This is a genomic window from Pseudoalteromonas fuliginea, assembly GCF_000690055.1.
Classification (GTDB): domain Bacteria; phylum Pseudomonadota; class Gammaproteobacteria; order Enterobacterales; family Alteromonadaceae; genus Pseudoalteromonas; species Pseudoalteromonas fuliginea.
On the sequence record NZ_JJNZ01000080.1, the window covers coordinates 1 to 13,296 of the forward strand.

Sequence of the window (13,296 nt, forward strand, 5' to 3'; positions counted from 1 at the left end):
AAGCTATATAGAAAAAAGTTTAAAAAACTTTATTTCTAATTATCAAAAAGAGGCCGCTGGATAAAGTGGGGATCCCTCAGCCCTGAGGGTGTATTAAACCCAGTAGAGACACTACGTGGGCGCGGTTACAGGCTTAAAAGTCAGTGGTAATACCGCAAATATCGTTAAAAATAAGGCAAGGATTTATCCTTGTCTTTGTTTTATTAGTCGCACTCCCAATCCTGTTTTATTCAATTGGCAAAGCGTATTACGCTTCACTTGTTGATGCGACAGAAAAAACTCTCGAAGCACAGCTATACTCGCTTATATCTGAAGTCGACTTTACTGAGCATGGCATTATTATGCCAAGTACAATTTTAGCGCCTGAGTTAAATAGACTAAACTCCGATACTTACGCAATGATCTATCGTGACGATGAACCCATTTGGCATTCTGAATCAGCTGTTAACGTTAATTTTGTACCTCAGCAGGTAGAAACAAAAGCAGGTGCAGCGGACTTTAGACGAGTTGAATATAAAAACACTGCGTACTGGCAACTTAGCCTTACTGTTATTTTAAACAACATAGATCAATCAGAACAGGCACGCTTCATATTAGTTAAACGTAACGATGCCCTACTGCGTTTAATGGACGGTTTTAAGCAAACACTTGTTGATTGGATGTTTATAATGGGCATTGCAATCGCGGGTCTTATGGCGGTTGGTTTTATTTGGAGTGCACGGCCACTGCAACGACTTGATAAAGAAATAAAAGCGATCGAGTCTGGCGATATCCAAGAAATTAAAGGGTTATACCCCATTGAGTTGCAAACTATTAAGTCCGATTTAAACTTACTCCTTGATTCTCAACAACGTCAGAAAGAGCGCTACAGAGCCTCATTGAGCGACCTTGCACACGCGCTTAAAACACCACTAGCTGTTTTGAAATCAAGCCCGCTGGCTAATGATGCAGATGCACAAGAGCAGCTTGACCGTATTAATGTGATGATCGAGCACCAATTAAAACGCGCAGCAACCGGTGCCTCTGATACTTGGAAGAAACAAACGCCAATTAAGCCAGTTCTCGATTCTATTTTAAGTGCTATGGCAAAAGTGTATCGTGATAAAGATATTATTTTTAGTTGCACAGTAACAGATAAAGACTACTTTTTAGGTGATCAAACCGATTTAATGGAACTATTGGGTAATTTAATTGATAACGCCTGTAAAGCATGTCGTTCACAAGTCGAAATACAAGTAGCCCAAAGTAAAACTCTGTGTATTGGTATTAGCGATGATGGTCCTGGTGTACCAGAAGACAAACGCGAGTCTTTACTCACTCGTGGTACACGCCTAGATACATATGAAAGCGGACACGGTGTGGGTATGGCAATTGTATCTGATTTAGTTAAGTCGTATCACGGTACTCTCACTATCACTAAAGCTGATAACTTGGGCGGTGCTCAATTTATTTTAGAGTTTAATTATAATGATAAAAAGTAATAATTTATTAAGGCTAACTGCAATTGTACTGTTAGTAATTAGCCAATACAGTTTTGCTGATGAAGCGTGTACTTTAGTAAAAAAAGCAACCACGGATGAAGCTAAGCGTTATATACAATGTCTAGATACACAAATAAATAAAGCAAAACTAGTGCAAGGCAGTTGGATACAAAAGCGTAAATACGAACTCACTACATCACAAGAAAGTACAGGTAATACCCAAATACTTCCATTATTTATGCGCAGCATTAGTAATAATGAAAAATACATAGAAAGCGCTTGCCAATGGCGTTATTTATTAAAACTCCCTAATGCAACAACTGCGGCTATTAGTTATAAAATCTGTGAAATCCAACTTATCAACCAATTTACTGATGCACTTAAAAAACCATTTTAAAACAAGCAATCTACTAATCGATTGCTTATAGGTAATAAAATGATTAAACCTGTAATTATTATAGGTGGCGGGCTGGCGGGCTTATACAGTGCGTATCAGTTGCAACTACTTAATGCCCCATATTTATTATTAGAAGCTAAATCGCAATTAGGTGGCAGAATTTATTCGGCGCAATCACCAATAAATAGTGGTGTTAGTTTTGATTTGGGCCCTACGTGGATATTTCCTCACCAACCAAAAATTCAAGCGCTAATCAAGTCACTCAACTTGAGTCTATTTGAGCAATACACCAAAGGCGATGTTTTATACCAATCGCCACATTCAGAGCAACCACAACAAATTGCAGGCGCTGGAGAGATGCAATTATTTAGGCTCAAACACGGTATGAATACCTTAATAACTGCATTGTATGAGCAACTTAATCCAGATTTTGTATTGTTAAACCACAATGTCACTGAGCTTAAAAAGAGCGGTGATAGCTGGCAAATTACAGTGAACCATTTAGGTAATATAAAACACTTCAATACGAACAAACTAATGTCAGCAATTCCTGCACGCATGGTGACAGCCCATTTAACACCTGAACAATGGGCTACTCCAACACTCATAAGCCGCCTCAACAGCGTACCGACATGGATGGCAGGACAAGCCAAGTTTATAGCTACTTTTGAACATGCATTTTGGCGTGATAATAACTTATCAGGACAATGCTTTAGCCGTGTCGGCCCTATGGTCGAAATTCACGATGCCAGTGCTGAAGATGATAATTACGCCGCATTATTTGGTTTTATAGGTGTGCCCTACTTATCACGAAGCGAAGTAACTAAAGAGCAGTTAATTCAAGCCTGTGTCCAGCAGCTTAGCTACTTTTATGGTCAGGATGCTAAAAAGGCAACAGGGTACTTTATTAAAGACTGGGCAGAGGATGAGCTTGTAGCCAATGAGGACGACCGTACTCAGTCTTCACAACACCCTGAATTTAATTTTTCAGGCTTGGGTGAGCAGCTAAGTAACCTAAATATTCATTTTGTAGCGAGTGAATTTGCAAAACAAGAAGCAGGATACTTAGAGGGTGCAATAAATGCAGTTGACGAAGCTATTAATTCAATCATTAGTCTTTAGCAATCAAGAGCTGTAATTTATCCAGCCCTTGATAGTTACAGCGACTAGTTATTTTTGGCGGCGTCTTCACCACTGCCCAATAAAGTGGCAACCCACTTACCTTCGGCACTGGCTTCTAAGCCTATTTTTACAATCATAGTTAATGGCACAGATAAAAGCATACCTACAGTGCCTAGTAACCAACCCCAAAATATTAATGATAAAAACACCACTAATGTTGAAAGACCCAGCCCTTTACCTAAAAATTTAGGTTCTACAATATTGCCCATTACCGTATTTATCGTTAAGTACCCTGCAGCAACAAGTCCTGCCACTAATGGGCCTTGAGTAATAAGGGCAAGTAATACCGCAGGTACAGCTGCGATAATTGATCCAATATTAGGAATGTAATTAAACATAAACGCTAATACTCCCCACAGTACAAAATAATCGATATCTAAAATCCATAAATAAAATGCAGCGATTATACCGGTGGCTAAACTCACTAATGTTTTAATAGCAAGATAGGAGTTTATCGATTCTAAGAAGCGGTCTATTTGTTTCATTTTACTATCGGGATCATCAAGGGCCATGTGTATTTTATTACTCAGCATCGGCCCTTCAAACAGCATAAACACAACCGTTAAAATAATTAAAAACATGTTGGCCATTACCCCACCTAAACCAGTGAGCATATCCGTGGCTACATCGACCATTTTTCCTGGATCGAACATATTGATTAACTGTTCTTTATTAATCAATATGTTGTATTGAGATGCTAAATCGACCAGCCATACAAACTCTTCTTTAAGCTGTGTTTTATATTCAGGAAGCTGCTGCGAAAAATCGTTTATGGACTGCCCAACAAGCCCACCTAAGCTTACGCCTAAACCAACAATAATTAGTACCACTAACATAACAGCAATACCTTTGGGAATTCGATATCGCGCGAAAAACTTAATAAATGGATTACAAATAATGGCAATAAACGCCGCTAGAATAAATGGAATAATAATTACACTTGCTGCTTTTATACCCGCAAGTACAACGACCAAGGCAGCAAAAACTATTAAACTTTTATTCACTCCAGTTAAATTTGCCAACTCACTAATCCTTTTATTAATTATATTGTCCCAGTGTAAGGCAAAAGCTAATGAAATGAAATAATTACCAAGTGATCATAAAAGTATGCTTTACGTATAAATTTGCAAAGCTGTTTGCTAGCGAGTATGTTTTTTAATCACTTGCTACTATTTTATTGTAAGGATTAATAATGCATATATTTGTTACTGGCGCGACCGGATTAATTGGTAAGCACTTATGCCCTTTTTTACTTCACCATAACACGGTTACTGTGCTTAGCCGAAACCCGACTAAAGCAAACGTATTATTGGGCCATAAAGTTAAAGCCGTAAGCAATGTTAATTCAGTGGATTTTAACAGCGTTGATATTGTTATTAATCTAGCTGGCGAACCGATTGTTAATAAACGTTGGAGTGACAAACAAAAACACATAATACGAGACAGCCGTATTGGTGTTACACAGCAAATTAGTGAAGCAATTAAAGCCAGTAACACTCCCCCACATACTTTTATATCAGGTAGTGCCGTTGGTTTTTATGGTCGACAAAATAGTAACCCTATTGATGAAACTTTTGAAAACCCACACGACGAATTTAGCCACCAGCTTTGTAAAGAGTGGGAAAATGCAGCTTTACTCGCGCAATCAGAACAAACCAGAGTGTGCCTTTTACGAACGGGTATTGTTTTAGCTAAAAAAGGTGGGGCATTAGGTAAAATGCTACCCGCTTTTAAATTATGCTTAGGCGGCCCGATTGGTAACGGAGAGCAAGGTATGTCGTGGATACACATTGACGATATGATTCAGCTAATACTCTTTATAATTAAGCATCCAGAAATTTCAGGCCCAGTTAACGCAACAGCACCAAACCCGGTCAGTAATGCCGAGTTTAGTAAAAGCTTAGGGAATGCATTGTCGCGGCCTGCATTTATCGCTATGCCAACCGCAGTACTTAAACTGCTAATGGGTGAAATGTCAGATTTATTAACCACTGGGCAATTTGTTATCCCACGTAAGGCGCAAGCTCATAATTATCGCTTTCATCACCCTGATATTAAATCAGCCCTAGAAAGTTTGACTTAGTCATTATAAATAAACTGCGCCAAAATTAAGCTAGATTTTGTATCTAGTTGTTCTAAATTAACAACGTTTAAGAATTATTTAATTCGTTAAATTACTCAAGTATTTATGCAGGTTAGTATTAATCCTCTACATAAAAAAAGCCCTTCAACAGAAGGGCTTTGGTAAACACACAATAGAGTTAATAAACTATTTACAAGACAGCGTAGCCTCGTCCGCTTTATTTGGTACAAACTGAATATTAGCTACAGAAATTGATGCTTTACCATTGCTGTGTAAGCTAAATGGGCTTGTTAGGTTTGCAAAATTAACACCCTTATCAGCAAAGCAACCTAAATCAATTGATACAGACTGCCATTTATTTTCAATAGTTTTATCAACTACGTTTGCCAAATCAATGCTTGCACCACATTCACCTGAGCAAGTCATAGCAAGTGCTATATCGCTCGTTAGTACTTCGTTTAATTTAATATCAAAGCTAATCACACTGTTTGCTTCAACGTAGGCAATGGTATCTTCTGCAAAGCTTGTTACTATTTCAACGCTGGCTTTTTCTGCACCACTGAAGTTAAATTGGCGCGCGTCTTCTTGTACTGTTTTGTCCTCAGTACGGTATTTAATTGCACCAAATTCATGGGTACTACTCGATACATCTAAAAGCTCATCGCCCGATTTTAACAATAAGCGCCATGGTGCTACAGGTGCACCAACAAGTATATCCATACTTGTAAGCCCTGAGTTATCAAGTTTAGAGTCTTCATCAAGGTCGTCAGCTAGCACGTTTTTATCGCCATACGTTAAACCAAAACCATAAGGAAGTAATGGATCGTAATTTTCATCGCCTTTATTAACCGCAGTTTGTACCGCCGATTTAGGCCAAGAAAACGATAGCTTACCTTTAAAGTTATTTTGGATGGTGCCGTCTGCCGCTTTTAATAAAACATCAGCAATACCCGCACCTTCTGTACCAGGTAACCATGCAGCTAGAAACGCATCAGATGCGTTAAGTTCGCTGTTCACCCACATAGGTCGACCTGAAATAAACACAGATACAACAGGAATGCCTTGCTCTTTTAGCGAGCTTAAAAGTGCTAATGACTTTTTATTTCCGCGCTCAAACTCAAGGTTATCTTTATCGCCGTGCCCTTCTGCGTAAGGTTCCTCACCAAATACGACAATGGCAACATCAGGACGTTGTTCAAACGTACCATCAGCACTTAAAGTAACACTTCCACCTGCTGCAGATATTTGCTCTTCAAGCCCTTTGTAAATTGACGTTGCTCCAGGGAAGTCTGCATTTTTATTATTAGTCCCTTGCCACGTAATACTCCACCCACCCGACTGTTTACCTATGTTATCGACACCATCACCTGCAACAAGTACGCGTTGATTAGCTGCGATAGGTAATAGGTTATTTTTATTTTTAAGTAATACAAGCGACTCGCGCACAGCTTGACGTGCTACTTCGCGATGCGCTTGCGCGCCAATAAGCTCTGTTTTACCCGAGTAAAGACGCTTAGCCGGACTTGGTTTATCAAATAACCCAGCGCGTAACTTAACGCGTAAAATACGTGCAACCGCATCATCAATGCGGCTCATACTTATTTTACCTGCATTTACTTGTGCAATTGTATTTTCATATAGCGGCTTCCACGCGCCTGTTGGCACCATAAAAATATCAAGGCCAGCATTTACCGCTTCTGGGCAGCTTTCGTTAGTACAGCCTTTAATTTGCCCATGGCCGTTCCAATCACCCACTACAAAACCATCAAAACCCATACGTGTTTTTAATACATCTGTAAGTAAGTATTTATTGCCGTGATTTTTAACGCCATTCCAGCTATTAAAAGACGCCATAACAGATTGACTACCCGCCGATAAACCACCTACGTAACCTTGGGCATGAATATCAAATAGCGACTGCTCGCTGTCTATATTATTTCCCTGATCATCCCCATCAACGGTGCCGCCATCGCCAATAAAGTGCTTAACCGTGCTAATAACGCGCTTATCACTTAAAAAGTCGCCATCGGCTTTACCTTGCAATCCATTTACAATTGCTGCTGAGTAATCGTGAACAATTTTTGGATCCTCAGAATAGCCTTCGTAAGTTCTGCCCCATCGGTCGTCTCGTACTACTGCTACAGTGGGTGCAAATACCCAATCTATCCCCGTAGCCATTACTTCTACTGCGGTAATAGACGCTATTTGCTCTATTAAATCGGGGTTATTAGCTGCGCCTAAACCAATGTTATGTGGAAAAAGCGTCGCGCCAATTACGTTATTATGGCCATGTACTGCATCGGTGCCCCACATAGTTGGAATTTTACTGCCATCCACTGAGTCATCAATAGATGCTTGATACATTTTTTCTGCAAGTGCAACCCAATCCTCTGGCGTTGCATGCTTATCGCCATTAGGGAAAGCACCACCGCCATTAAGGTAAGAGCCAAAACCATATTTACGCATGTCTTCAACGGTAATATCACGAATTTCTGGTTGAATCATTTGCGCTACTTTTTGCTCAAGCGTCATATTTTCTAAAAACGTGACAATTTGAGCTTCAATAACTGGGTCTTTTTTCACTGCAATTGAAAGTTTTGGCCAAATTTTCTCAAGCTTTGATTGCGCTTCAACATTTACTTTTTCAACATTGCTTTCGTTAGTACATCCGCTTAGTGCAGTAACACTTCCTACTAACGTTGCAATTGCTAATGCATTAAGTTTAAAAGTCGTTTTCATTATGATGGCTCCTTCACTAATACTGGTTTGCTGCCTCGTAGGCCGTAAAAAACAATAAATATGTAACATAAAATAGGTAAAACATACGAAAGTTGAACACCCACACTATCCGCAAGTGCACCTTGTAAAAGTGGCACTATTGCACCACCTACAATCGCCAAACACAAAATACCAGAGCCTTGAGCTGTATGCTTACCAAGTCCATTTAACGCTAAACTAAAAATAGTGGGGAACATAATAGAATTGAATAAACCAACCAATAGTATTGACCACATTGCTAATTGACCCGACGTGCTCATGGCAATAATGACTAAAATAATAGCCATGGTTGCGTTAAAACCAAGTACTTTACCAGCGGGTAGTTTTTGCATTACAGCAGCACCAATAAAACGCCCAACCATAGCACCACCAAAATAATAAGTGATGTAATGAGCTGCAACATGCTCTTTTAGCCCTGCTATATTTTCTTGTGCTAAAAAGCTTACTAAAAAGCTACCAATTGCCACTTCGGCGCCTACATACATAAATATACCCACAGCACCTAATACAAGATGGCGATACTGCCAAGCACTGCCTTCAATTGCTTCTGATTTTTCGGCTTCTGCTTTTTGCTCGCTCATAATGTCTGGTAATTTAAGCCAAGCAAAAATACCTGCTAGTAAAATAAGCATCGCAGCTAAAAGGAGGTAAGGAAGTTGAACTGACTCTGCATTTTGAGCCGGTGTTAAAAAGGCTTCTGACGCTGAGTCTAGAATTAACAGAGCACCAAATGATGGCGCAACAGTAGTACCTAAGGCATTAAAAGCTTGGGTAAGCGTAAGTCGAGACGACGCTGTTTTTGCTGAACCCAACAAACTTACATAAGGATTAGCAGATACTTGCAATAACGTTATGCCGCTGGCAAGTACAAATAAAGCGAATAAAAATACAGGATAACTATGTAAAGACGCTGCTGGGTAAAATAATATACACCCGACTGCTGCAATTAATAATCCAATCACAATGCCTTTTTTATAGCCCACCTTTTTAACTATATAGCCACTTGGAAGTGACATTAAAAAGTAAGCGCCAAAAAAGCAAAACTGAACCAACATGGCTTGTACATACGTTAGGTTAAACACGGCTTTTAAGTGTGGGATTAAAATATCATTTAGGCAGGTTATAAACCCCCACATGAAAAATAATGTTGTTAATGAAGTTAATGCAAAACTGTAATTTTTATCCTGATAGTTTTGCGACTGTGTGTGTGTTGTCACTGGTGCTGAACTTGCCATGTGTTCTCCGTATTTTATTATTATAAATCTATTCTTAAACTGCTCTGTTGCAGTTTTCAGCTGTCTTTAAACCATCCAGAAGCATTAAAGAGTTGACCTAAGAATTAATAAACACTAACCTTAAATGTAAGCGCTTTCATATGCAATTAAATACGAACAAGCTGTATATTTCAACACTTTTTATTTTTTGTACCACGCATACAGCATTAATTAAGTAAAAACACAGGGCTGATCTCTCTGTAAATGACCAACAAAAGGTTTGTTATTAATGACAAAATTATCACTACCGCCCCATTCACCGCTTTTATCTAAAAACTTTGTGTACGGCGTGGCCACGGCTTCTTTTCAAATAGAAGGCGGATCACAAGATCGTCTCCCATGTATTTGGGACACTTTTTGCGATACGCCCAATAAAATAGTCGATAGCTCAAACGGTCATATCGCGTGCGATCACTATAACCTTTGGCGTGATGATATAGACCTTATTGAGTCACTTGGCGTAGATGCTTACAGGCTTTCTATTTCATGGCCGCGCGTGATGACCCAAGACGCAAAGTTAAATCCTGTAGGCGTGAAGTTTTATACTGATATTTTAGATGAGCTAAAACGTCGCAATATTAAAGCCTTTGTTACTTTGTACCACTGGGATTTACCGCAACATCTTGAAGATGAAGGCGGATGGCTTAACAGACAAACAGCTTACGCTTTTGAGCATTACGTAAATTTAATTACTAAAGCCTTTGGCGATCGCGTTCACTCTTATGCCACACTGAATGAACCATTTTGTACTGCGTTTTTAGGTTACGAAATTGGTATTCATGCGCCAGGTAAAGTGGGTAAAGAATATGGTCGTAAAGCAGCGCACCATTTATTATTAGCCCACGGACTCGCTATGAGCGTATTAAAGCAAAACTCGCCTAATACTTTAAATGGCATAGTGCTTAACTTTACGCCGTGTTATAGCCTTACTCAAAGTGATGAAGACTTAAAAGCCACTGCATTTGCAGACGACTATCTTAATCAGTGGTATATAAAACCAATAATTGATGCCCAATACCCCGATATAATTAATCAATTACCATTAAACCATCAGCCTGAGATTCTTGAGGGCGATATGGAACTAATTTCTCAATCTATTGATTACTTAGGTATTAACTTTTATACCCGCCAAGTTTATAAAGCGCACCCTACTGACATTTATGAGCCTATTGCACCTACGGGCCCGCTAACTGATATGGGGTGGGAAATTTATCCGCAATCGTTCACTGATTTGCTCGTATCGCTTAATAAAACATACACCTTACCGCCTATTTATATAACCGAAAATGGTGCAGCAATGCCCGATACGTACAATAATGGTGAAGTTAACGACTTAGACCGTTTAAGTTATTATAATACTCATTTAAACGCGGTTCATAATGCAATTGAACAAGGTGTTGTTATACATGGCTACTTTGCTTGGAGCTTAATGGATAACTTTGAATGGGCTGAAGGCTATTTAAAACGTTTTGGTATTGTGTATGTAGATTATAAAACCCAGCAACGCACTATTAAAAACAGTGGCTTAGCTTATAAAGAACTCATCTCTAAAAGATAAGAGCATACCCATAACTAAAAACAAGTATAAAGCGGGATAAATAATCATGGTCAGTGTAAAAGAAAAAATAGCGTATGGCTTAGGCGACACCGCCAGTAATATTATTTTTCAAACAGTTATGATGTTTTTAATGCTGTACTACACAGACGTAGTGGGTTTATCACCCGCTGTTGTCGGTACTATGTTTTTAGCAGTACGTATTTTTGATGCCGTAACCGACCCATTAATGGGCAACCTTGCTGACAAAACACATACGCGCTGGGGGCACTTTCGCCCCTACCTACTTTGGCTTTCACTTCCTTTTGCCATTATTAGTATTTTAGCGTTTACCACACCTGATTTAGAAGGCACCGATAAAATAATTTACGCCTTTACTACTTACACACTACTTATGGTGGCTTACACCGCTATCAATATTCCTTATTGTGCACTGGGCGGTGTACTTACAAGCGACGCAAAAGAGCGCGTGACTATTCAGTCTTACCGCTTTGTATTTGGTATGTTAGGCGGCGTAATAGTAGCGGGTTGTACTATGCCAATGGTTGAGTACTTTGGCCAAGGCGATGCAGCTAAGGGCTATCAATACACCATGACTGCAATGAGCATTTTAGGCTTTGTACTATTTTTACTTTGTTTTTTAGGCACAAAAGAGCGTATTCAACAGCCAAAAGAGCAAAACATTCCTTTTGCCCAAAGTGTTAAAGCATTAATTAAAAACGATCAATGGCGAACACTTTGCTTAGCTGCGTTTTTTTTACTTACCGGTCAAGTATTAAGGCTTACGCTTGCTGTTTACTACGTAAAATACTATCTAGGTCGAGACGATATAATCACCTTATTTATGACACTAGGCGTTGCAGCAAGCATGCTAGGGTGTGCTTTAGCTCAACCGCTTGCAAAGCGCTTTTGTAAAATAAAAGCCTATATAAGCTTACAAGTTATTGCTGCCGCTATTTGTGGTTTTAGCTACTTTATTAGTAAAGATCAATTAGTACTCGCATTTACTGCCTTTATTTTATGGAAATTCTTTTTAGATATGGCAACCCCGTTGTTATGGGCAAAAATGGCCGACACCATAGATTACGGGCATGAAAAAACAGGTGTACGCATTACGGGTTTAGTTTATTCAGGCGTCATATTTTTTATTAAAATGGGCGTGGCGGTAGGCGGCGCAATTGCAGGCTGGTTGTTATCTTTTTACAGCTATCAAGCCGATTCAGTACAAACACTTGATACTCAACACGGTATTTTACTTTCATTTACTGTCTTACCTGCTTTTGGATCTTTATTTGTTGCCTACATAATGAAAAAATATACACTGACTAATCAGGTTGTTGAAAATATTCAATCTAAACTAACAACTAGTTAAGGATAAGCGAGTGAACAAATAACATGGCAACAATTTATCAAGTCTCAGAGCTTGCGGGCGTATCGTTAGCCACCGTTTCTCGCGTGATGAACAAAAATACCCGTGTAAGCGATAAAACCAAAAAAAAAGTGCTTGATGCCATGGAGCAGCTTGGCTACAAGCCTAACTCAATAGCGCAATCTTTAGCCTCTAACTGTACTAACAGTGTCGGTATTTTAGTGTCTGAGTTACATGGTCCTTTCTTTGCCCAAATGATGGCAGGTATTGAGTCGGAGCTTCGTGCTGCGGGTAAACACGTTATTATTACCACCGGGCACAGTGAAGAAGACAAAGAACAAGAAGGCATTGAGTTTTTAATTAGCAGACGCTGCGATGCTATTATTTTGCACGTTGAAGCCGTTTCAGACGACTACCTAATAAAACTAAGTAAAGGCTCTACGCCCGTTTATTTAATGAGTCGTTACGTAGAACAACTAAAAGATAACTGTATCAGCCTAGATAATCAATTAGGTGGCTACCTAGCCACTAAATCGATATTAAATCACGGCCATACACAAATAGCGTACATTGCAGGCCCGCAGTTTAAAGCCGATGCTTTTAACCGCTTAGAGGGTCATAAACAAGCACTCGCAGAGGCTGGTATTAAATTTGATCCTGCGCTTTTTTATATTGGCGATTTTAACGAAACCGGTGGTAGTAAAGGCTTAAAACATTTTATTGATGAAAAGCTCAGCTTTACTGCACTGGTGTGCGCCAATGACGAAATGGCTTCCGGTGCTATGAAATATGCTCGAGAGCACGGTTATAATTTACCAAACGATTTATCGATTGTTGGATTTGATAACGTTATTTTTGCAAACTATCTGTACCCTACACTCACGACCATAGATAATCCGGTCGGGAAAATGGGCGAAATGGCCGCTAAATTAGTGCTTAAAGATGTTTATCAAAATAAAAACCTTGTTATAAATCGCTTTTTTGAACCCACTTTAATGCAGCGCGATTCATCTGCACCACTTATTAAATAAAGACTAAAAGCAAATACTAATTTTGGTACAAAAAAGCGGCTAAATGCCTAATGCCGATCAGTTAAGAAAATGGCCGGTTGACCGATCCAAACGATCATGCAAAATCCGTAATAGGAAACTAACTACGGATTTTTTTGTGAATATAG

Annotated in this window: 10 protein-coding genes and 1 pseudogene; 8 read left to right on the plus strand and 3 right to left on the minus strand. The window is 39.2% G+C overall.

The genetic code is table 11. The features are described 5' to 3' along the window. Window positions 1-75: 75 nt before the first annotated feature. The 4 genes and pseudogenes from DC53_RS22050 to DC53_RS02355 all read left to right on the plus strand — a co-directional run. Window positions 76-150: pseudogene (locus tag DC53_RS22050) on the plus strand (DNA-binding response regulator); the annotation flags it as partial. After that, complete coding sequence (locus DC53_RS02365; RefSeq protein ID WP_007375448.1) at window positions 144-1,481, plus strand: ATP-binding protein; 1,338 nt, start codon at window positions 144-146, stop codon at window positions 1,479-1,481. The pseudogene DC53_RS22050 and the gene DC53_RS02365, both read left to right, overlap by 7 nt. Next, window positions 1,468-1,878 (plus strand): hypothetical protein, encoded by a 411-nt coding sequence (locus tag DC53_RS02360; protein ID WP_007375449.1) that lies wholly within the window; start codon window positions 1,468-1,470, stop codon window positions 1,876-1,878. Before DC53_RS02365 ends, DC53_RS02360 begins: the two co-directional genes overlap by 14 nt. A 39-nt stretch (window positions 1,879-1,917) precedes the next feature. After that, window positions 1,918-3,000: a flavin monoamine oxidase family protein gene (locus tag DC53_RS02355; RefSeq protein WP_033031757.1), complete on the plus strand. Its 1,083-nt coding sequence runs from the start codon at window positions 1,918-1,920 to the stop codon at window positions 2,998-3,000. A 44-nt stretch (window positions 3,001-3,044) separates the two neighbouring features. Here DC53_RS02355 and DC53_RS02350 read toward each other — a convergent pair whose 3' ends face one another. Beyond that, window positions 3,045-4,082, minus strand: coding sequence for an AI-2E family transporter (locus DC53_RS02350; RefSeq protein WP_033031760.1), 1,038 nt, complete (start codon window positions 4,080-4,082; stop codon window positions 3,045-3,047). 170 nt (window positions 4,083-4,252) lie between these two features. Here DC53_RS02350 and DC53_RS02345 point away from each other — a divergent pair, with 170 nt between their 5' ends. Continuing rightward, entirely contained in the window at window positions 4,253-5,143 is an 891-nt protein-coding gene (locus DC53_RS02345) for a TIGR01777 family oxidoreductase (protein ID WP_008138320.1), read from the plus strand. A 186-nt stretch (window positions 5,144-5,329) separates the two neighbouring features. Here DC53_RS02345 and DC53_RS02340 read toward each other — a convergent pair whose 3' ends face one another. Both DC53_RS02340 and DC53_RS02335 read right to left on the minus strand, forming a co-directional pair. After that, complete coding sequence (locus DC53_RS02340; RefSeq protein WP_033031762.1) at window positions 5,330-7,882, minus strand: glycoside hydrolase family 3 protein; 2,553 nt, start codon at window positions 7,880-7,882, stop codon at window positions 5,330-5,332. Next, complete coding sequence (locus DC53_RS02335; protein WP_033031764.1) at window positions 7,882-9,156, minus strand: sugar MFS transporter; 1,275 nt, start codon at window positions 9,154-9,156, stop codon at window positions 7,882-7,884. Before DC53_RS02335 ends, DC53_RS02340 begins: the two co-directional genes overlap by 1 nt. Window positions 9,157-9,424: 268 nt before the next feature. Here DC53_RS02335 and DC53_RS02330 point away from each other — a divergent pair, with 268 nt between their 5' ends. Genes DC53_RS02330 through DC53_RS02320 form a run of 3 tightly spaced genes read left to right on the plus strand, consistent with a single transcriptional unit; the run spans window position 9,425 to window position 13,150 of the window. Next, window positions 9,425-10,753, plus strand: a complete 1,329-nt coding sequence (locus tag DC53_RS02330; protein ID WP_033031766.1) for a GH1 family beta-glucosidase — start codon at window positions 9,425-9,427, stop codon at window positions 10,751-10,753. 46 nt (window positions 10,754-10,799) lie between these two features. Continuing rightward, entirely contained in the window at window positions 10,800-12,122 is a 1,323-nt protein-coding gene (locus tag DC53_RS02325) for a glycoside-pentoside-hexuronide (GPH):cation symporter (protein WP_033031769.1), read from the plus strand. A gap of 23 nt (window positions 12,123-12,145) precedes the next feature. Further along, window positions 12,146-13,150, plus strand: a complete 1,005-nt coding sequence (locus DC53_RS02320) for a LacI family DNA-binding transcriptional regulator (protein ID WP_033031771.1) — start codon at window positions 12,146-12,148, stop codon at window positions 13,148-13,150. The last annotated feature ends 146 nt before the right edge of the window (window positions 13,151-13,296 follow it).